Source organism: Falsiroseomonas sp., from assembly GCF_041690465.1.
Classification (GTDB): Bacteria; Pseudomonadota; Alphaproteobacteria; order Acetobacterales; family Acetobacteraceae; genus Falsiroseomonas.
The window spans coordinates 22,546-42,584 of sequence record NZ_JAWLHG010000030.1 but is presented as its reverse complement, the minus strand read 5'-3'; the positions used below and the strand labels follow the sequence as shown (position 1 = coordinate 42,584).

Annotated in this window: 20 protein-coding genes and 3 pseudogenes; 4 read left to right on the top strand and 19 right to left on the bottom strand. The window is 71.5% G+C overall.

Annotated features, from left to right (window positions below):
* Positions 1–19: 19 nt before the first annotated feature.
* On the top strand, positions 20–877 hold the full coding sequence (locus ACESM1_RS22295; protein WP_372623412.1) for a class I SAM-dependent methyltransferase: 858 nt from the start codon (positions 20–22) through the stop codon (positions 875–877).
* Here ACESM1_RS22295 and ACESM1_RS22290 read toward each other — a convergent pair.
* The 4 genes and pseudogenes from ACESM1_RS22290 to ACESM1_RS22275 form a co-directional block, all read right to left on the bottom strand.
* A complete protein-coding gene (locus tag ACESM1_RS22290; RefSeq protein ID WP_372623411.1) occupies positions 861–1,349 on the bottom strand; it encodes a hypothetical protein in 489 nt (162 codons plus the stop codon). The genes ACESM1_RS22295 and ACESM1_RS22290 overlap by 17 nt on opposite strands.
* A complete protein-coding gene (locus ACESM1_RS22285; RefSeq protein WP_372623410.1) occupies positions 1,346–2,371 on the bottom strand; it encodes a DUF2163 domain-containing protein in 1,026 nt (341 codons plus the stop codon). Before ACESM1_RS22285 ends, ACESM1_RS22290 begins: the two co-directional genes overlap by 4 nt.
* 1 nt (position 2,372) lies before the next feature.
* Complete coding sequence (locus ACESM1_RS22280) at positions 2,373–3,398, bottom strand: hypothetical protein (protein WP_372623409.1); 1,026 nt, start codon at positions 3,396–3,398, stop codon at positions 2,373–2,375.
* Between the two features lie 3 nt (positions 3,399–3,401).
* A pseudogene (locus tag ACESM1_RS22275) lies at positions 3,402–3,797 on the bottom strand (DUF2460 domain-containing protein); the annotation flags it as partial.
* Between the two features lie 14 nt (positions 3,798–3,811).
* Here ACESM1_RS22275 and ACESM1_RS22270 point away from each other — a divergent pair.
* Positions 3,812–5,284 (top strand): annotated as a pseudogene (locus tag ACESM1_RS22270) (PAS domain S-box protein); the annotation flags it as partial.
* A gap of 99 nt (positions 5,285–5,383) precedes the next feature.
* Positions 5,384–6,460: an ATP-binding protein gene (locus ACESM1_RS22265; RefSeq protein ID WP_372623428.1), complete on the top strand. Its 1,077-nt coding sequence runs from the start codon at positions 5,384–5,386 to the stop codon at positions 6,458–6,460.
* A gap of 26 nt (positions 6,461–6,486) precedes the next feature.
* On the opposite strand, the gene ACESM1_RS22260 is transcribed toward ACESM1_RS22265, so the two are convergent.
* From ACESM1_RS22260 to ACESM1_RS22190, 15 genes are all read right to left on the bottom strand, one after another.
* Positions 6,487–7,443 carry a phage tail tube protein gene (locus ACESM1_RS22260; RefSeq protein WP_372623408.1) on the bottom strand — a complete coding sequence of 319 codons (957 nt, stop codon included), beginning with the start codon at positions 7,441–7,443 and terminating at the stop codon, positions 6,487–6,489.
* 31 nt (positions 7,444–7,474) lie between these two features.
* Entirely contained in the window at positions 7,475–7,921 is a 447-nt protein-coding gene (locus tag ACESM1_RS22255) for a hypothetical protein (protein WP_372623407.1), read from the bottom strand.
* The gene (locus ACESM1_RS22250; RefSeq protein ID WP_372623406.1) at positions 7,918–8,046 is read right to left on the bottom strand and encodes a hypothetical protein; all 129 of its coding nucleotides are present in this window, start codon (positions 8,044–8,046) and stop codon (positions 7,918–7,920) included. The genes ACESM1_RS22255 and ACESM1_RS22250 overlap by 4 nt, the downstream gene beginning before the upstream one ends.
* Positions 8,043–8,759, bottom strand: coding sequence for a DUF6441 family protein (locus tag ACESM1_RS22245; protein ID WP_372623405.1), 717 nt, complete (start codon positions 8,757–8,759; stop codon positions 8,043–8,045). The genes ACESM1_RS22250 and ACESM1_RS22245 overlap by 4 nt, the downstream gene beginning before the upstream one ends.
* Positions 8,756–9,076, bottom strand: a complete 321-nt coding sequence (locus tag ACESM1_RS22240; protein ID WP_372623404.1) for a phage holin family protein — start codon at positions 9,074–9,076, stop codon at positions 8,756–8,758. Before ACESM1_RS22240 ends, ACESM1_RS22245 begins: the two co-directional genes overlap by 4 nt.
* Positions 9,077–9,085: 9 nt before the next feature.
* The gene (locus ACESM1_RS22235) at positions 9,086–9,391 is read right to left on the bottom strand and encodes a hypothetical protein (RefSeq protein WP_372623403.1); all 306 of its coding nucleotides are present in this window, start codon (positions 9,389–9,391) and stop codon (positions 9,086–9,088) included.
* Positions 9,388–9,738: a DUF2190 family protein gene (locus ACESM1_RS22230; RefSeq protein ID WP_372623402.1), complete on the bottom strand. Its 351-nt coding sequence runs from the start codon at positions 9,736–9,738 to the stop codon at positions 9,388–9,390. Before ACESM1_RS22230 ends, ACESM1_RS22235 begins: the two co-directional genes overlap by 4 nt.
* Before the next feature lie 75 nt (positions 9,739–9,813).
* Entirely contained in the window at positions 9,814–11,892 is a 2,079-nt protein-coding gene (locus ACESM1_RS22225) for a prohead protease/major capsid protein fusion protein (RefSeq protein ID WP_372623401.1), read from the bottom strand.
* Between the two features lie 2 nt (positions 11,893–11,894).
* Complete coding sequence (locus tag ACESM1_RS22220; protein ID WP_372623400.1) at positions 11,895–13,367, bottom strand: phage portal protein; 1,473 nt, start codon at positions 13,365–13,367, stop codon at positions 11,895–11,897.
* A complete protein-coding gene (locus ACESM1_RS22215) occupies positions 13,367–13,603 on the bottom strand; it encodes a phage head-tail joining protein (RefSeq protein WP_372623399.1) in 237 nt (78 codons plus the stop codon). The genes ACESM1_RS22220 and ACESM1_RS22215 overlap by 1 nt, the downstream gene beginning before the upstream one ends.
* A 12-nt stretch (positions 13,604–13,615) precedes the next feature.
* Positions 13,616–15,529, bottom strand: coding sequence for a phage terminase large subunit family protein (locus ACESM1_RS22210; protein WP_372623398.1), 1,914 nt, complete (start codon positions 15,527–15,529; stop codon positions 13,616–13,618).
* Positions 15,530–15,533: 4 nt separating this feature from the next.
* A complete protein-coding gene (locus tag ACESM1_RS22205; protein WP_372623397.1) occupies positions 15,534–16,049 on the bottom strand; it encodes a hypothetical protein in 516 nt (171 codons plus the stop codon).
* A 371-nt stretch (positions 16,050–16,420) separates the two neighbouring features.
* Positions 16,421–16,669 carry a hypothetical protein gene (locus ACESM1_RS22200; protein WP_372623396.1) on the bottom strand — a complete coding sequence of 83 codons (249 nt, stop codon included), beginning with the start codon at positions 16,667–16,669 and terminating at the stop codon, positions 16,421–16,423.
* A gap of 121 nt (positions 16,670–16,790) precedes the next feature.
* Positions 16,791–17,009: a hypothetical protein gene (locus ACESM1_RS22195; protein WP_372623395.1), complete on the bottom strand. Its 219-nt coding sequence runs from the start codon at positions 17,007–17,009 to the stop codon at positions 16,791–16,793.
* Positions 17,010–17,018: 9 nt separating this feature from the next.
* Complete coding sequence (locus tag ACESM1_RS22190) at positions 17,019–19,538, bottom strand: beta strand repeat-containing protein (protein WP_372623394.1); 2,520 nt, start codon at positions 19,536–19,538, stop codon at positions 17,019–17,021.
* Positions 19,539–19,659: 121 nt separating this feature from the next.
* On the opposite strand from ACESM1_RS22190, the pseudogene ACESM1_RS22185 reads away from it, so the two are divergent.
* A pseudogene (locus ACESM1_RS22185) lies at positions 19,660–19,953 on the top strand (hypothetical protein); the annotation flags it as partial.
* Between the last annotated feature and the right edge of the window lie 86 nt (positions 19,954–20,039).

Genomic DNA, 20,039 nt, shown 5'->3' with positions numbered 1-20,039 from the left:
TGGCTATGGAGAGGCCGACATGGCCGAGGACGCCGCAACCATCGCCGCGCAGCAGCGCGAGTTCTGGAACAGCCCGGCGACGCGGGTCTGGGCCGACGAGCACGATCGAATCGACAGTGTCTTGGCAGGCGTGCTCCCGCACCTGCTCGACGCGGCCGCGCCGCAGCCAGGCGAACGGGTGCTCGATGTAGGCTGCGGCAGCGGCACGACCGTGCTGGCATTCGCGGAGCGGGTAGGGCCGGCTGGCCGCGTCCTCGGCGCCGACATCGCCGAGGCCTCCGTCGCCGTCGCCAACCGCCGCATTGCGGATAGCGACCAGGCGCAGGCGGGCGTGATCCTGGCTGACGCCGCGACGCACGCCTTCGAACCCCGCTCCTTCGACGTGCTGACCAGCCGATTCGGCGTGATGTTCTTCGCCGATCCCGTGGCGGCCTTCGCCAATCTGCGAGGCGCGCTTTCGCCCGGCGGCCGCGTCGCTCTCGCCGCGTTCCGCAGCCCCGCCGAGAACCCCTGGGCCAGCGCGCCGCTTGCGGCGATCCGGCACCTTGTCGCGCCGCCACCGACAGAACCGGAAGCGCCTGGTCAGTTCGCTTTCGCCGACCCGGCGCGAGTGCAGCGCATCCTGGCCGGTGCCGGCTTCCGCGATGTTGGCCTGACACAGGCGGATCCCGTCATGCGCCTCGGCGAGAACGCCGAGGCCGCGGCGGAGGCAGCCATGACCCTTGGGCCGGCACGCCGCGCCCTAAATGCGGCCAATGCGCCGCCGGAGTTGTGGGAGCAGGTGCGCGATACGTTGCGAGCCTTCTTCCGCGACCACGAAGGTCCAAACGGCGTCTCGCTGCGTGGCGGCATCTGGCTAATCACCGCCTGCCCCTGAGATCGACCGCCAACGCGAAGGTCGCAGAGCGCACGACATACGGCAGTCGATAGATCAGCGACCCGGCGTCATCCTGCACGATCCGCTCCTGCCATTCGGGCGTGAGGCCATGCTCGACGACGCGGCGGATGCCGGCCCAGGCGTGGATCATGCCCCAGCCCTCCGGCAGGATGCTGACGATGGCGAGGTGCTGTGGCTGCGCGGCCCAGCGCATCAGCAGCACAGCGCCGGGCTCGAGATCAGCGAGGCGGCTGCACTGGCTTTCGACGCAGGCGCGCAGGCTGACGCCGTCCGGCAGGCGGGCGTAACCGGGCGGGTGGTCCTGTACCGGCAGCCCGAGTGCCTGGGCGACGCAGACCACCAGCCCGCCGCAGTCCACGCCGACGCCCCTGAGCCTGGCCTGGTGCCGCCAGGGCGTGCCGAGCCAGCGCCGCGCCTCGGCGACGACGTCGACTCCGGTGACCTGGCTCATCGCGCGTCGGGGTAGCGGAAGGCGGCGTCGGTGCCGGGGACGTGCGGGAAGCCGCGGAAGTTGGCGACGTTGGCGAAGCGATCGCGGCAGGTGGCGAGACGCTTGTCGCAGCCGGCGGTGATCGAGATGGCATCGCCGATGGCGAGCGGCGCCGCGAACGGCTCCCACAGCTCGACCAGCCCGTCCGCGCTGTGGCTGCGCACCTCGCGCCGCGCGCTGGCATTCGCGCCGGAGGTGATCGTCACCCGCCCGTAGTCGGCCCAGCCCGCCGGCTCGGTGAAGCCCGCGGCGACGAAGGCGGTGTCGGACAGCACCGCGGTGATCGCGGCCGTGCGCGTCCAGGCGGCGGCCGCGATGCCGCAAGCCGGCGAGAACAGATCTACCCGGCATTCCGGCGTGTAGAGATCGAGCACCGGCCGATCGAGCAAGGCGGAGGGCAGCAGCAACTCCGCCTCGAACCGCGTCTGCCCCGCCGTGACCCGCCCGATCCGCCCGGCCAGCACCACCTCGGCGCCGCGGCTGGGATCCGCCCAGTCCACCCGGAGCATCGTCACCTCGGCATCGTCGTAGATGCCGTTCAGCAGGTCCTCGGCGGTGATCTCGGGCGCAGCCAGCAGCCCGGCCACCTCCATCTGCCCCGCTGCCAGGCTGCGCGAGGCCTCGGCCGCAGTGGCATCGAACGGGGCGGCAGCGGTCCAGGTCTGGCCACCCCAGATGACGTCGGCATCAAGGCTGGCGAACCGCTGCTCGGTGCCGTCGCGGCGACGGAGGCGCCAGAGGAGGCAGACCTGCGACACCTCGTCGGCCTGCAGGCTGTCCGAGATCAGCACCTCCAGCACCGCCTGGGTGAGATAGACCGGCGCGCCATCCTCGGTCAGCGCCTCCAGCACGAACTGCGTCGTGAGGATCGGATCCGCGCCGGCGTCCAGCGCCTCCAGCAGCAGTTGGGTGACCAGGGCCGCGCCCTCGGCGGCATCGACCAGGCTCTCGACCACCCCCTGGGTGATGCGGGTGGTAGTCACGTCAGAGGATCCGCTCGATGCCGGCGCTGAGCGCATTCACCGCCGAAGGCGTCCAGGCCGCGCCGGTGGCCGGATCGGTCGGGAACAGGGCGGAGAAATAGCGATAGGTCACGTCGGGCGCATCGTCCGGCCCCGGCGCAACCGTGGCGCCCGATTGCAGGAAGCACCTGGTCTCCGCCGGCACCGCATCCTGCTTGCGCACGCGGTAGCTCAGCCGCACGCCGGAGACGGTGGCGACCGAGGCCGGCAGGTCCTCGAGGCCGTAGCGGTCCACCGGGCCAGCGGCGGTGGCCGAGACGTAGCTGGTGTCATCATCGGCCGCGGCATCGGCCACCCGGGCCGCATTCGAGCCGGCCGGGGTCGCGGTCCACTCCGCCTGCAGGTCTGCGTTGGGCAGCAGGGTGCGCACCCGCCGCTGGCCGAGGAAGTCGTTGTTCGCGGTGCCGGAGCCATCACAGATGTAGAGGTCGTCGAGGCGAAAGCGCAGGCCGCTGCCGCCGTTCTCGATCGCCCGCACCGCATCCACCACATCCGCCGAGGCCAGCTTGGTCTGGACGCCGGTCAGCGCGGCGACGATCTGGCCGTTGCGCCGCAGCGTGATGGCGCCATTCGCCGTGTGGTCCAGCACGGCCTTGAGCTCGTAATGCAGCCAGGTGCCGGCCGGCTCCACATCGGTGCCGGTCCACAGGACGGTGGCGGTGTCCCGGCGCAGCTGCAGCTGGCCCGAGCCGTTGGTGCCGAGGGTGAGGTTCACCCTTGCCTGGTTGCTGGCCCAGAGCTGGATCGGCAGCTGGTTGCCGTTCGGCGCGGCGACGAAGAACACGCCGGCGCCGACGATCAGGGTGTTGCCGGTGGGCACGACGTTGAACCGCACGTTCTGGCTGTTCCAGAACTCGAGGCTGGTGCGGCCGGTGCGCGGCGTGGTGGTGACGATGGTGGGGGTGGTGGTCGAGGCATAGTTGGCCTGCTGCAGCATCTGGGTGGCGGTGGCGTATTTGTCGAAGCCCTCGAAGAACAGCAGCGCCATGGGTCAGATCCTGATCTCGATGAGGTCGATGTCGCGCACCGCCACCGCCCGCCAGGTCTCGTAGGTGCCGGCGAGCGCGTCGGTGTCGAAGCGCACCGGCACGTCGAACTCGAAGCCGGCACGGATGGTGTAGAGGACGTGTGGGAGAGTCGGTCCGGTGAAGGTCAGCAGGCCGGTGGCGGTGTCGACGGACCAGGGATAGGTCCAGCCCGGCGCGGTCTGCTCGGTGCCCTCGACCGACACGCGGACGCTGCCGGCGACCGGCTTGCGGATGGTGCGCGTCCAGCCGCCGCCGGCATCGGCATAGACTTTCGTCAGCTGGTGCGGGCCAGGCCCGGTGCCGAGCGTCTGGTCCATTGCGGTGACCGGCACATCCGGGGAGGCAGCAGACGAAAAATCCTGCCAGTCTTCGCGCGATCATCGAGAGCGCGATCGACTGCGCTATCGTCACCACCAACCGCGACGGCCTCGTCCTGGCCTGGAACAGCGGGGCGCGCCGCCTGCTTGGCTGGGACGAGGCGAAGGCTCCGGCGATAGATCTTTGCGCCGCGCTGCTGCCGGAGGACCAGGCGCGGGGCGCGTTCGCGGCCGACATGGCGGTCGCGCTGTCCGGGGGGCGGGCCGCGCGCGAGGGCTGGCTGCTCCGGCTGGACGGCAGCCGCGTGTGGGCCGGCATCGAGGCGATGGCGCTCCGCGCGGACGGCGGGGCGGAGCCGGTCGGCGTCCTCTGGATGCTCCGCGACCGCAGCGAGGCGCAGCGCGCGGAGGAGCGCCTGCGGCGCGTCCTCGATACGGATGCGGTCGGCGTGCTCTTCTTCGACGCCGACGGCACGCTCGTCGACGCCAACGACGCCTTCCTGCGGATGACGGGCTACACGAGGGACGACATTGAATCCGAAACGCTGAGCTGGAGGCGCATGACGGCGCCGGAGTGGATCGCCGAAAGCGAGCGGCAGATGGCGGCCTTCGCCGCCACGGGCAGGATCGGGCCGTACGAGACGGAGTATCTCCTGAAGGACGGCTCGCGGCGCTGGATGCTGTTCGCCGGCCGCGACCTCGCCGACGGGACGATCGCGGAGTTCTGCATCGACGTCACCGAACGGCGGCGTACCGAGGAGGCCCTGCGCGCGAGCGAGGAGCGCTACCGCACGCTATTCGATTCGATCGATTCCGGCTTCTGCGTTGTCGAACTGCGCTTCGACGCGCCCGATGGCCGCACCGACTACCGCATCATGGAGGCGAACCCTGCCTTCTACCGGCACACGGGCTTGTCCGAGGCGATCCTGGGCCGCTGGCTGCGCGAGGCCCTGCCCGCGCTCGAGGAGCACTGGTACGAGATCTACGCGCGCATCGCGCGGACGGGCGAGCCCGAGCGCTTCGAGCAGGTTTCGGCGGCGCTAGACCGCTGGTTCGACGTTCACGCCTTCCGGATCGGCGCGCCCGAACTGCGCCGGGTGGCTGTGCTGTTCAATGACGTCTCGGCACGGCGTGCCGCCGAAGCGCGGCTGCGCGAGCTGAACGAGACACTGGAGCAACAGGTCACCGAACGCACTGCCGAACGCGACCGCATGTGGGAGACCTCGCCCGACCTCATGGTCGTCGTCGACTTCAAGGGCTACCTCCGGCGGGTGAACCCGGCCTGGACCGCATTGCTCGGCTACGCGCCCGGGGAGCTCGTCGGCCACCACGTCAACGAGTTCGTCCTGCCCGAGGACCACCGCGAGACCGTGGCCGCCTACGAGCTCGCGGCGGTGGGCGGGCGGCCCCGGATCGTGAACCGCTATCGGCACAAGGACGGCTCGACCCGCTGGATCTCCTGGTTTGCGGCGCCGGCGGGGAACATGACCTACGCCATGGGGCGCGACGTCACCCGCGAGAAGAAGCAGGACGCCGAGCTCGCGCAGGCGCAGGAGGCGCTTCGCCAGGCGCAGAAGCTGGAGGCGATCGGCCAGCTCACGGGCGGCATCGCACACGACTTCAACAACATGCTGCAGGGCGTGGCCGGTGGCCTCGACATGGCGAGGCGGCGCATGGAAGCCGGAAGGCTGCAGGAGGCCGCGACCTATCTCGACGCGGCGCGCGACGCCACGGGAAGGGCGGCCGGGCTGACCCGTCGACTGCTAGCCTTTGCGCGACGGCAGCGGCTCGAACCACAGCCGCTGGATCCCGACGCCCTCGTGCGGAGCATGACCGACCTGCTCCGCCGCACGCTGGGGCCGGCGATCGCGCTGGAACTCCAGCTCGACGACGGGTGCGGCTTCGTCACCTGCGACCCCAACGAGCTGGAGAGCGCGCTGCTGAACCTGTGCATCAACGCGCGCGACGCCATGCCGAATGGCGGGCAGCTTCTGGTCGCGACCCGCGACCGCGCGCTATCGGCCGCGGACCTGGCCGGCCCCTTCGAGGCAGCGCCTGGCGAGTACGTCGAGATCGCGGTCACGGATACCGGCTGCGGGATGCCGCCGGAGGTGCTGGAACACGCCCTAGAGCCGTTCTTCACCACGAAGCCGCTTGGCCATGGGACCGGCCTCGGGCTGAGCCAGATATACGGATTCGTGCGCCAGTCCGGCGGCGCACTCCGGATCGAGAGCAGTCCCGGCCGGGGAACCACCGTCCGCCTCTGGCTGCCCTTCTCGGCCCGCCGGGAGCATGCCGAGGCGGCGCCGGCCGATGTGGCGGCGCCGGCACAGGACGGCGGCGGCGCCACGATCCTGCTGGTCGACGACGAGACAGGGGTGCGGGAGCCCGCCGCGGCGCGGCTGCGCGACCTCGGCTACACGGTGGTCGAGGCGCCGGACGGGCCGGCCGCGCTGAGGCGGCTGGACGAGGGCCTGCGGCCCGACCTCCTGGTCACGGATGTCGGTTTGCCAGACATGGACGGCGTCCGCGTGGCGGAGGCGGTCCAGAGACGCTTGCCCAGTCTGCCAGTGCTGTACATGACCGGCTACGCCACGGCGACGCTGCCGTTGGACGCGCAGGTCGTCACCAAGCCCTTCACGATGGATGCGCTGACGGCACGCGTGCGGAGCGCCATCGCCCCTGTCCTGGCCGGCCGAGGCTGAGGCCGCGACATCCGGCGGCGGAACGGTCATGCGTACTCCGTCCCTGCCTGCTGGTTCTTCAGCACCGCGCTTATCATCCGCGTGGCCGTCGCGTTGAAAGCCGCGCGGAACTCAAAGCTGGCCTCGACGCCGGCCGGCCCCTCGATCGGTGTCTTGGCGAGCGCCAGATAGACCTCATGCAGCGCAAAGGTGAGGCTACGGTTGGCGTCGATGGTGTAGGCGAAGGCGAACTCCGCCGCGGTGCCGTTCTGCGCCTGGGTGAGCAGCGTGGTGTCGGCGAAGCGCGCGGTGATCTGGCCGGTGGCGCGCGCGATGCCGGGATCGACGCCCTCGATGCGGCGATCGGCGCGGATGGTGCGCACCATCTCCATGCCGTTGGCGTAGGTCATGCGCGCGCCGGTGACCTGGGCGAGCGCCGATCCGCCGCGCGTGATCGAGCCCTGCGCCTTGTTGAAGGCCGTGTAGGCGGCCGAGACTGGCGTGCCGCCGGAGGACGATCCGGAGCGCGTCGAGCCCTGACCCATGAGGCCGAAGCTGGCCGTGGCCGGCCCGCTGGGCGAGAAGTCGATCTCCAGCGTGTCGGCGCGGACGCCGGTGCAGACGTCGTAGGACGGCACATCCGGGAAGCCGATCTCGACGCTGTTGGACGGCAGCGCGGCGGCGCCGGAGCCGAAGGTGTGGATGAAGTTCGGGCTGGTGCCGGTGGTGGTGGGCGCGCCGAGCAGCAGCCGGAGCCAGTGGCCGATGTTGACCAGGTCCACCGGCACGACGGCCTGGCCCTGCACAGTGACGATGTCGAGGAACGGCGCAGCGGGATCGCGGTTGGAGCCGACACCGATGACGTCGGCATCGAGCAGGGGTTGCTCGGCACCGAGGTCGCAGGTCAGGAACGGCATGCGCCGCCAGTTCCCGCCCGGCGCGGTGCCGTAGGTGGTCTCGGGGAACATGAGCAGGCGGCAGTTTGCGCCGATGGCTCGCGGCATCGTTGTCCTCCAGCGGCAGGATTAGGAAGCGTCAGGCCAGCGGCGAGCCGGCGACGGTGAACCAGAGGGTGACGGGGATGAGCGCGGCGCGCGCGGCAGCGGCGCCTTCGAACTCCACGTCCTGGAACTCGGGTGAACCCGGTTGCGCCCACTCCACCGCGCCGCCGAGCGTGCGGTCGGCGGTGATTGCGGCGCCGATGTCCGCCAGCAGCGCGTCGAGCTGTGCGGCGCGCGCGGCCGGCGTGGCACCGCCGACGGTGACCTCCACCTCGGCCCGGTGCTCGATGGCGAAGGCGAGCGGCGAGAGGATCGCCGTCTCCTGCACGGTCTCGCCGTCGCGGATCACCACCAAGCCTCCCGGCGGGAGTCGCTGCGGGATCGTGTCGCCGCGCAGCACCACCGGCGCCGGGCTGCGTGCCGCGAGGGCGGTGGCGAGCACGCGGTGCAGCGCGGCGATCGCTGTCTCGCGGATACTCATGCCCACCCCAGGATGCCAGCGAAGAACCGGCCCGCCACCCAGGTCGCGGCGAGCGCGATGGCTGTTAGCATCCAGGAGGCAGCCGCTAGGAAGCCCAGCAGCGCGAGGCTTGCGCGTCGGCTCATGGTGCGATCCTCCCGCTCTCGCGCTCCCAGGCCGCGACGAACCTCCCAGGCAGCCGGCGCAGCCCGCGCTCAGCGGCGCCCTTCACGTCGAGCCGCTTGGTGAGCTGCACCTGCGGCAGCAGCAGGAACATCGGCACGAAGCCCTGGGCCAGCAGCGACTGCTGCCAGGCCGCCGCCCCCTTGCGCCGTGCCGTCGCCACCGCCGCGATGCCGCCGGCGATCAGCGGCGCACGACGCCGGCCGACGCGCTCGCCCTGCCGCACGGGCAAGCACCAGACGAAGCCGCGGCCGGACGCAAAGGGACGCAGGAAGCCTTGGCCGGAGACGACCATCTGCTGCGGCGAGACACGCGGCTTGGCACCGCGCCGCCCGCCCTGCCGGTTGAAGCCGGTCGGAATGGCGAGGAACTTGCGGCCGCCCTTCGGCCGGATCAGCGCCCCGCGCTCGAAGGCGTCGATGATCGCCGGCACCTTGGTGAACACCAGACCCGCCGGCCGCAGCGACTGCCCTGCGCGCGGGAACACCTGCGAGCGCCAGGCATTGGCCACGCCGCGCGCGTTGCCGGCGAAGCTGCTGCTGACCTGCTTGCGCAGCTCCTGCTTCACCTGCTCGGTCTCGGCGCGGATGGCCGACATGGCAGCGCGCTCACCCGCGCGCACCTCCGCCGCCAGCACCCGGCGCAGGTCGCCGACGATCGCGGCGCCAAGCTTCACGCCAGAGGATCCCCGGGCGGCAGGCCGGTGCGGTGGCGCAGGATGGCCACGGCGAGGTCATGCAGCGCCGCCTGGCCGAGATAGCCAAACACAAAGGCAAACAGGAACCGGCCGTATTCGTTGAACTCGAGCAGGCCGCCGAGCGCATAGCCGGCGCTGCCCACCAGCGCGGCGGACGGGACCTCCCAGACCAGGCACCAGCCGAGGCGCCGCCGCTCCGGGTGGTTCCAGCGCACGAAGCCGCCGGCGAGCCCAGCGGCGCCACCGAGCAGCAGGTCGAGCAGGATGCCCCAGCCGGTCGGGCTGTTGTGCGGCATGGGCATCTCCTAGCGCTGGCAGAGGACGCGCCAGGCCACGCCGGCGGCGTCACGCTCGGCGTGCTGGACGGTGAGGACCTCGGCCCCGAGGCTGAAGACGTCGCCGGCCAGGATCTCCGGCACTGCAGCGGTCGGCACCGTCAGCACGTCAGTGGCCTGGATCAGGCCCGTGCCGAAGCCGTCGCGCAGTTGGTCCGGCGAGGACCGCAGCACCCGCAGCGCGACGACAGGGCCGCCGCCGCGCTGCCAGGTTGCCCCCGTGCCGAGGTTCGGATCCGCCGCCAGCACGTCCATCGCCGCCACAAAGGCGGTCACGCGCCGGCGGCCGGCACGCGGGCGAGCATGACGCGGACGGTGGTGTCGGCCGCGAGCGCCGCCACGGTGACGATGCCGACCTGAAAGTTGCCGGTCGCGGTGGTGGTGAGCCGGCGGTTGGTGTTGTCCCAGAACACCCGAGCGCCGGCGGTCATCGCCTGGGTCGGATCCTTGGCGAGTTCGAACTCGCCGCGCGTCTCGCACTCGACCGTGGCGTTCTGCTCGGCGTCCATCGCGGCGACGCCGAAGAAGGCGCCGACCAGCACCCCCTGGCCGGAGAGAATGCCGCCGGCATAGGGCACGGCCATGGGAATGGAGCGCGCCTCGGGGCGCAGCATGTTGCGCATGGTGGGGTCTCCTGAAACGCCGAAGGCGCCCCGCAGGGCGCCCTCGGCGATATGGCTGTGGTGGATGGAAGGGGATCAGGTGCCCGGGTTGAACCAGGCGCCGCGCCAGTCGATGGCGCCGACGCCGAAGTCGAAGAGCACGCTGACCTCGATGCCATCGACGCCGGACACCGGCCCGGTGGTGACCTGCGGGCCCTCGACGCCGTTCAGGTAGCCGTAGACGTAGACCGGCGTGGTCGGCGGCTCCGCGAACAGATACCAGCGGTTCGCCGGGATCAGCGGCTCCACCACCGGCTGCAGCAGGCCGACATAGGGGTTCACCGCGCCGGAACTGCCGGGCGTGATCGCCGCGGTGAGCTTCAGTGCCGGGAGTTCCAGCGCCGCCCCCACCAGCACGCGCATGCTGCGGCCGAGCGAGATCGGCAGGCCATCGAGCGTGCGCTGCTTCATGATGGCCTCGCGGCCCTTGGCGATGTTCGCCTCGTCGAGCGCCGTGCCGGCCGCCGCCTTGTTCGCCCGCCCCGCCGCCGTCGCGAAGACCGGCGCGGCGCCGGTGGTGAGCGTCGGGCCATCGCCATTGGCCAGGTTCAGCAGGGCATAGGCGGTGGCGTTCTCGAAGTCGGCGACGCGGCGGCCGATCATCGCCGCGAAGTCGGTGAAGGCGCCGAGGTCGTCGTTCACCAGCATCTGCCGCGTCACCCGGATCCGCCGGGCGAAGGTCTGCAGCAGGACGATCTCCTGGCTCTCGGACATGGTGCCGGCCTGGATCTCGCCGTTCTCCAGCAGCGGCTGCAGGACGGGGAAGTCGCCGGTGCGGAGGTGCCGGTGCGGCTTGAAGTCCCGAAAATCGCGGCGGAGGAAGAGCTGGCGGTAGGTCGGCGCCGCCGGCTGATAGGCGGCGAGCAGCATCTTGTTGGCCGCGGCCGAGAGCAGGGCGGGGAAGTCGGAGGTGGTGTGGAAGGCGCGCTCGGCCAGGCGGACCGGATCGCGCGGGACCTGCGTCTCCCCGTGCAGGCTGAGCAGCTCGCGGACCATGTCGGAAGGGCGCCAGCCCATGAACTCGGCGTGGCGGCCATTCCCGTCGGGCTGGTAGCCCGGCATCGCGCGGGCGGCGATCGCCTCCGCCATGGCGTCGAGGATCTCGGTGCGGGGCGGCGCGGCATGCGCGGCGGGGTTGGCCGGCACGGAGGGGCGGGGCGCATGGCGCACCAGGGCGTCGAACAGGGCGCGGCGGGTGTCGTCGGGGGACCAGCCGCGCTCGACCGCCTCGGCGCGCAGGGCGGCCACACGGTCGCCCGGCAGCAGGGCGCGGGCGGCCTCGACGGCGGTGTCGATGCCGGCGATGCGGCTGCGCTCTGCACGGGTGGCCTCGACGGCGGGATCGGGAGGGGGGCTGGCCGGCAGAGTACGCTCGGGCTCGGGCGTGGTGGTCACGGTGGTCTCCTGGGGCGGGGTGGCGGGCGGCGCGGGCGGCGCCGGATTGGCGGCCGGGCTGTCCGGCGTCGTCTCGGGCATGGGCAGGTCCTCGGAAGGCAGGGCGGGTTCGACGGCGATGGCCGGCGCGCCCTGGGGCGCCTCGCCTCGCACGGCCGCGTCGCGATCCACCGGGATCGGCACGACGGAGATCTCGAAGGGCTCCCAATCCACCGCACGGTGGACGGTGGTGCCGGTGGCGGCATCGGGCCGCGGCTCGTAGCGGTGCACGCGATAGCCGACGCTGACCGCGCGCAGCGTGCCGTCGGCGATCCGCTGCCAGACCGGCTCGACGTCTGCCGCGCTGCTGAACTGCAGCGTCGCATAGCCGCGGCCGCGATCGAGGCGGGCGGCGGTGACACGGCCGAGCACGTCGCGGGCGTCCAGGCTGCGATGGGTGTTCAGCACCGGGGCGTTGCCGGAGCGCAGCGCGTCCATGCGCACCGCGTTGGGCGACATCTCCAGCTCCTCGGTGATCAGGCCGAGCGCGGGGACGAAGTTGCGGGCGCGGGCGCCGGTGGACCACACCACCTCCACCGTACGGGCAGCGCGATCCACGGTGGCGGGCGCGGTGATGGCGCGGTGCGCGACAATTGACTGCCCAGCGGTGGGAAGTCGACTGGGTACAGCATCGGCCTCCGGCGCGGGGTCTCCCCCGCCCGGTTCGATCGGTTCGGTCATGCTCAGCCTTCTGCTGGTGTCTCGCGCGGCGGGGCGGCGGCGCCGGTGGCAGCGATCTCGACGGCGGCCATCTGCGCGGCGTCCTGCGCGGCGCCCGACTTCGCGACACGGCGCGGATCGGTGTCGAGCGAGATGCCCGCCTCGTCGAGCAGCGCGTTGGCCTCGCGGATCATCTCCACCGCGGCGCGGAAGTCGTAGCCGAAGGCGCCGGCGGCCTCGGGCTGCGGCACGAAGCCCGCACGGACCTGGGCAATGAGGGCGGTGGTGTCCTTCAGCGGGTCGATCATCTCGTGCGCCGGCGGGACATGGCTGACGCCGTCCGGCATGTCCGTGCCCCAAAGCCCGAGCAGCGCGCCCTGAGCGTGGAAGCGCTCGGCGATCGGCCGCACCAGCATCGGGATCAGCATGCCGTACTGCACCTGCTCGCAGAGCCGGCGGAACTCAATCTTACCGGCGCGCAGGCTGGAGTAGTTCGCCTGCGTCAGATCGCCCGAGACCTGATCGTAGGTCAGGCCCGCACCAACCGCGGCGGCCTCGAGGGCACGGCGGGCGAAGGCGGCGTGCGAGCCACCCCCCGACGGGTTCACGACCTCCACGCTGCCCATGCCGCGGCGGTAGAGGATCATGCCCGGCTCGAAGCTCTCGACCGTCCGGCCCTGCGCGTCACGGAGCAGGCCGGCGGCGGCACCGGTCAGGGCTTCGTCGCCCTCCTCCGTCACCACTGCGGCGAGGCAGGCCTCGATCTTGGCCTTCATCAGCAGGGCGGCCTCATAGTCGCCGAGATCCCGCAGCCGGAGCAGCACCGGCGCGAGCCAGGAGACGTCGCGGAGCTGGCCGGGTCGGCGCTTGCGGAAAATGTGCAGGACGTCCCCGGCTGGGACGCTCTGACTAGTCAGCCAGGTGGCACCAGGCAGGGTCCAGGTCGCCCCTGGGTGCACCCGGTGCAGCCAGTAGCCGATCGGCTCGCCCGCTTCGCCGAGGGCGATGCCCTGGACCGTCGGCGCCCCTTCGACCATCCCGTTCCGTGCTGTGTCGAGGTGGTCCGCCTCCAGCACCTGCAGGCGCAGGCCGATCGGGTTCGTTGGCGATGGCTCCGTCATCAGGAACCGGACGAAGCACTCGCCGCTCTCTACAACGGCGCGCATGACCAGCGCCTGCAGGCCATAGAGGTCGAGCCGGCCCTCGGCGTCGCAGCCGGTGCTCTCGGCCCAGCGGCGCCAGGCACCGGCATGGCGCTGATCTGGCCAGCGCGTCGTGATGCCGGCACCGACGGCGTTCCCGGTCCAGAGGTCGACGATGCGGCTCGCGTAGGGATCGTTGCGCACGGCGTCGCGGGCCCGCCGCGCCACTGTCGCCGCGGCCATGCCGACCTCCGCCGTCGCGCTGCCGCCGGAGGGCGCCCAGGCGGAGGACCGCTGGTCCTGCGCCGCGGCGTAGCCGCGCAGGGCGTTCCAGGCGTCGCGCAGCCGGCCCATCACCTGGTTCCCTCGCGGGAGAAGCTGGCCAGCGTCACCGAGGGACGGCGCGCCGCCGTCGTCTCTGCGCTGCGCAGCACTGCCAGCGCGCGGCCGAGCTCATCCAGGCTGCGGTACTCCACGGTGCGGCCGTCGAAGGTCACGCGCGTGGTGCCGCCCGTGTAGGCCGCAGCGAGCGCGGCGGCGCGACTGCCCGTGGGCTGCGCCAGCGCCCAGGCAAGGACGGTCGGATCCAAGATCGTCCTCCCTCAGCGCAGCCAGCCATTGCGGGACGCGAGCCAGCCCCGCGGGCGCACCGGCTCAGGTGATGCTGTCGGCGCGGGCGTGGCTGCGGACGTCGTCGGCGCGGCCACCGCCGCGACCGGCGCGTTCGCCGCTTCGGCGCGCAGCCGCGCCCAGAACTGCTCGCCATACCGATCCGCGCCGAGTAGCCAGAGCGCGGCGCGGGCCAGCACGGCGCAGTCCAGCGCCTCGTTGCGTTCCCTGAGCTTCGCCCATTCCTGCCGCGCGAAGCCGCGCCGGTCCTTCGCGGTGCGCAGCTGCTCGGCGACCAGCTGCTTCACCCACTCGGCCTCGACGCCCTGCGGCAGATGCACCCAGCCCGGCGGGAAGTCCTCGCCGTCGCCGCGGCCGAGCCAGAGCCGGCGGTAGAGGTCCGCCTTCCAGGTGGAGACCGACACCGTCCAGAGCTTCAGCCCGCGACGGAGCTTCCGCCCGTCCACCATCGCGTCCACCGGCGTCGGCCCCTGCACCGGCTGCGCCCGGTTCCAGCCGTCCACGCCCTTCGTCGGCGCGATCCGCGGATCCCGCAGCCTGCGGAGGTGACCGTAGACCGCCGCTGTGTCGCGCCCACCTGTGTCGACACAGAGCCGGGCGATGCGCATCGCGCCACCGTCCTGGCGTGGCCAGTCGCGCGCCAGTATCTTCGCCAGCTCATCCCAGGGCTCGCGTTCCCGCGGGCTGCCCCGGATCACCACGTGATCGACCAGCCAGGACGAGAAGCCCTCCGCCCAGCCCCAGATGTCGCATTCCAGGCGGTCGTCCTGCACGTCCACGCCGGCCGTCAGCACCAGCGCCCCGATGGGCACCACGCCCATGGCGAAATCCTCGCGGCGCTCGACCAGCCGCTCCCAGTCCGGCGCCTCGCCTTGCTCCTGCCAGGTCTCGCCCAGGACCGTGTTCTTGAAAGTCTTGATGTCCTCGGGCTTGCCCTGGGCCGCCTCCCAATCACGGGCGATCTGCGACCAGGACAGCCAGCCCACCGGCGAGTAGAGCGCCGAGATGTGGAATCCGACCGTGTGCGGATCCTGGCCTTCCGCGGTCGCGCGCCATTCGCCGCCGCCCAGCATCGCGGTCTTGTCGTGCTCCTGCATCGGGTGATCGCAAGCGGTGCAGTGATAGCGCGCCGTCTCCGGCGCGCCCTTCTCCCAGAGCAGTCGCTCGAAGCGTAGCCACTGCATTTCGCCGCATTCCGGGCACGGCACGAAGAACCGCCGTTGGTCGGAGGCCAGATACTCCCGCTCGATCCGGCTCCGGCCGGCGATGGTCGGCGTGCTGACCAGGAAGGCCTTGCGGCGCCAGCCGAAGGTGCGAGCCCGGGCCTCGGCCAGGGCGATCGGGTCGCCCTCGCCGGCGACGTCGCCGGGATAGGCATCCACCTCGTCGAGGAACAGGAACCGCGCCGTCATGGAGCGCAGCCCGACCGCGCTGTTGGCACCCGTCAGCACCAGGATGCCGCCGGGGAATTCCTTCGACAGCATGGTGTTGCCGCTGTCGCGGGCCCGCGCCGGCGCCACCCGCTCCCGCAGCGCCGGGGTCTCCTCCAGCAGCGGATCGATGCGCTGACGCGAGAAGCGCTTGGCCAGCTCCACGGTGGGCTGCACCGCCAGCGCCGGCGCCGGCACGTGGTGCATGATGTAGCCGAGCCAGTTGTTTCCGCTCTCGGTGGCGCCCACCTGCGCGCCCTTCATGAACACGACGCGTCGGGCCGGATGCACCGCCGACAGCGCGTCCATTACGTCCTTCAGATAGGGCGTGCGGCTGGTCCGCCAGGGGCCGGGCTCGGCCGAGGCGCGGCTGCCGAGCATGCGGTGCCGCTCGGCCCATTCCGACACGGTGAGCTGCGGCGGTGGGCGCAGCATCGCGCCGACGCGGCGGCGCACATGCTCACGGCTGCGGAGACCGATCCCCTCCGAGCCCTGCTGGATCGAAGCGATCGGCCGCCTCCGTCAGCAGGTCGTTGATGTGGCTCTGCAGGATGGTCTGCAGCAGATGCGGGTCGACGCCCATCTCGGCGGCGATCAGGCCCGAGACACGGGCGGGCCAGTTCAGCAGCGCGTCGCGCATCGTGCTGCCGATCTCGTCGAGGGCGGCGTTGGCCTCGGTGACATCGAGCAGGCGACGCTTGGTCTCGTCCAGCGAAAGCCGCTGCGCCTCCACCTTCAGGGCGAGCTGCGCCACCTTCAGCCGCGCGAAGGGCGTGCCCTCCGCGCCGGCGCCACCTGCGAGCGGTGACCGCACCGGGTCGGCGGTCTCCACCAGGCGGCGTCGCGTCTTGTCGATGTCCCACTGGCCATCCGGCTCGCGGGCGATGCGGTTGGTCTGCTCGGCCTTGCGCAGCGCAGTCTCGCTGATGCCGATGCGCCGGGCCGCCTCGCGGGTGGATAGGGTCGTCTCGGGCATGGCGGCGACCTCCCGCCACACGGCTACGTCGTGTCAGCGCCCCTCGATGCAGGCGCGCCAGCCAGGATCTCCGAACGGCATGCCCAACGCATGGCAGAGCGCCAAGCGGAGGCTTGCCTCGTCAAGGAAGCGCGACAGGTGCAGGAGCAGCCGAAAGAGTTCAGGGTCAGACAGCGGCCGCGCGGGAACCCCGTCCGCATTGAGCGGGATCGCCTGGCCATCATCGCCCCGGATGCCGGCGAGAAGGCCCGGGGGGACGAGTGCCGCCTCCCTGGCCGTGCCTGCCCCCGCCGGAGCCGCGGCAAGTGCGGCCGCGACCGCGGCAGCCCGAGGGACGCGCCCGATCCGGCCGACAGTGAGAGTCCACGCGCTCACGATGCGAGCGGCTGCCATCCCGGCAGCAGCTCCGGGCGCTGGCCGGGCGAGAGCAGGACCACGCGCTCCGCCGCCAGATCGAGTCTACCGGGACCGAGATGCGTGATGGTACCGATGGTGAACTGTTCGCGGATGATCGCAGTCGGCCCGAAGAGGCGCAGCTCGTAGACTGCACCGACGTCGTCCGGAATGTCGGCGCGCCCGAGGAGGCGCTTCTCGCCGCCAGCATCGAGGAAGACCCGCACGCCGCCGCTCCGTCCCTCCGGTATACTATCTTAGTCGATGAGACCTGTTCTCGTCACGAGTGCAATGCGCCGGGAAGGAGACTTCCCGGCGCGCCCCGTGCGCGTCTCGAAATGCGACGCGTTACCTGGGGACGCTACACACGGTGAACGGGACGCGGGCGCCCTCCTTGTTCGGACCGAGTTGGCGCACGCGCTCCAGCACCCCGACGGTGATCCCCTGCCACTTCTTCAGGTCGGCGAAGAACCCGCGGACCGTGTGCTGCGTGTAATGCTCGGCGAGTTCGACAAGATTACCGAGGTCCTGGTCGCCGAGGACGAGGCCGCGCGGCTGGCGGCGCACGCGGATTGATCAGGCGGCGCGTCGCCGCGCCAGCCCGAATGCCGCCAGCCCGGCCAGCAGCAATCCGAGCGTGCCCGGCTCCGGCACTGCGACCTGCGTCAACGTGACCCGCCAGACATCGCCTTCGCCCTCGATCGCGAAGCCGTAGCTCGCGGCATAGCCGGCTGGCGTGTTCAGGAACAGGACCGTGCCGAAATCGCCGGCGAAGCCTTCGCGCGCGAAGATCAGGTCGAACTCCGCGCTGGAAAAGCCGAGGTCGTCCCACAGCCCCCCGAAGTCGATCTCGACCAGCCCGGCCAGAGTGGCAAAGGTTGCATCGGTCGCGCCGTAGCCGCCGAAGCCGCGCGCGAGACCCTCGATGCCGAAGTGCAACTCCCCGCCGGGGTTCAGTCTCAGACCACCCTCGATCTCCAGCTGGCTGGCAGTTAGCGACAAGCGCGCTTCCCCGAACAGCGTGCCAGCATTCGCGCTTCGGCCGAGCTGCACGTCTCCGCCCACCGTTGCGGTGCTGTTGGTCAGCAGTACCTCGCCGCGATTGCCCGGCCAGAAATCGCCAACCGCCAGGAAGGTGCCGACGGAGAGCGTGCTGTTCGTGAGTTCGACGCGCCCCGTCGCGCCCGCGCCCTGGTTCGCTGACACCATCACGCCCAGGCCGCCCTCCACCGTGATGGTGCTGTCGGTCGCCGTGACGGTGCCGCTGCCGCCGCCCGTGCCGACGAAGGCGTTGCCGCTGAAGCTGATGGCGGGATCGGTACGCACAACGAGGCTCGCCTGGTCGAGCGTCAGCGTGCCGGCGCCGCGATTGGTGCCGACATTGAGCGCCAGCACGTCGATGCTGCTGCCGCCGCTGGCTTCGAGCATTCCGTTGCCGCCGCTGCCGCTGCCGATTGCCAGAAACCCGCCGGTGAGGCTTGACCGGATCAGGGCGAGTTCGCCCTGCGCGCTGTCCGCGATGGTGGAGTCGAAGGCGAAGATTCTGCCGACATCGATCCGTGGCGTGAAACTCGGGTTGCCCGACACCATCGCGATGGCGCCATCCGTCACGGTCAGGCGCCCGGTGGCGTCGGGCGCGGCATCGGGCATCGCGCCGCTGTCCAGGTCGCGGGAGACGGCGCCAATGGCGAGCCTTTCCGTCGTCAGCGTCCTGCCGACGAGATCCACCACGCCGCTCGCCCGGCCGGTCTCGTCCACCTGGCCGATCTGGACGACGCGGTAGCCGCCGATATCCCCGGCGATGCTCGCCATGCCCTCGGCCACGGGCCCGGGCCCGACAACCGTGCCGTTCACAGCCCGGCCCGTCGCGACGCCGATGCGCAGGGTACCCCCGGGGTCGTTGGCGTTGACGACGCCCCCGGTGCCGATCGTCGCGGTGCCGGTGGCGACCGCCCCGTCGCTGACATGAGCGGAGGCCACGCCGATGCTGACAAAGCGGAAGCCTTCCACCGAAGCGGCTTCCAGCATGCCCGTCGCGCTGCCGGTGCCGGGCGCCGTGACGCTGCCGGTGCTGAGTACACCGGCCAGTAGCGATCGTTCCGTGCCCTGCGCCTGCAGCGTACCGTCGAGCGACAGGGCTCCAGTCGCCGTGCCGCCCTGGTCGGCGACGGTCACGCCGATCAGCGCGTCACCATTCACCACCAACGTGCCGCTGCCGAGCTGCAAAGCGCCGCTGCTGCTGCCGCCGCCGCTTGCGGTGCCCACGAGCAGGAAGGAGTTGATCGCCGCGGCGGAATTGTCCACGCCCTGCGCCACAACGCTGCCGGTGGCCGTGCCGCCCGAGGCGGTGCCGATCTGCCAGGGGTTGCTGACCGTCGCCAGGAGCGAGCCGGCTTCCACGGCCACCGTGCCCGTCGCCGTGACGCCGGCGGAGAAAGCCGTGCCGACTAAAAGGCCGGCGAAGCCGATGCCTAGGTCGCCGGCCTGGACCGTGACGGTCCCGGTCGCCGTGGAGGCCGCGCCGCCGGCCTCATTGATCCCCGCCCCCACGCGCGACAGGCCGGGCAGGCTGCCGCCCACCGTCAGGCTGCCGCTGGCCGTGGTGCCATCGCCGTTGAAGACCAAGCCGACCGAGCCGTCGACCGCACGCAGATCGCCCGTGATGCTCGCCGAGCCCGTTGCGGTCGCGCCGGCGCCCGAGGCCTCGCCGATCTGGAAGTTGCCGATGTTGTTGCCCGGAGTCGTCCCGGTCACGCTGCCGCCGACCGTCAGCGTGCCAGTCGCCGTGGTGGAGGCTGCAGTGGCGAGGCCGATCTGGAGTGCAGGCGAGATGTTGCCGAGCGCAAGGTCGAGACCGGTGATGTTCACCGTGCCGGAGACGCTGCCGGTTCCCGCGCCCACCCGCAGCGCGCCCGCGGTCGGCGTGAGAAGGCCGCTGGCATTCGCAGTCCCGCCATTGTTCACGAAGGCCTCGTCGGCGGCGGTCGGGACGTCCTGGCTCCAGTTGCCGGGATTGAACCAGTCGCCGCTGCCGCCATTCGTCCAACTGATCGAGGCAGCCATGGCCGGCGGGCCGAGCAGAGAGGTGCTCGACAACAGAGCCAGTCGGCACACAACTACAGCGCGATGGAGCATTTGCATTTTGGTTTGTTCCAGCGGGCAGGCTCTTTCTTAGCTAAAATCTAACGAAATCGACTTAATTGGGTCAACACGAAAGATGGAGGCGCGTAATAAGTCGCCGGACGTCAGTCCACCACGAGGTCAAGGCGCGCAAAGGCAGGCGGCAGAAGCCAAGCATCCCCTGAGATACGGGCGAGACGGTCGGCGCCTTCCTGTGCCAGGGGGCCAGTTGCTGCGTGCCGCCGCAATCAAGAACCCGCCGCACGAGGCGCGGCTGCTGATCGGGCATACCGTGGGCGCCCGCACCGAGACGCTGCTGCGCGAGCACTGCGCGCCGGTGCCAGCCGAGGTCGCCTCCCGCTTCCGCGCAGCGCTGGCTGCCCGGCGGGTGGCGCATATCCCCCAAGCGCAGGCCGGGGCCATCGGACAAGCACGCGAACCCGCCGCAGCGCGGCGGGCCCTGATCGCGGCGCCGGC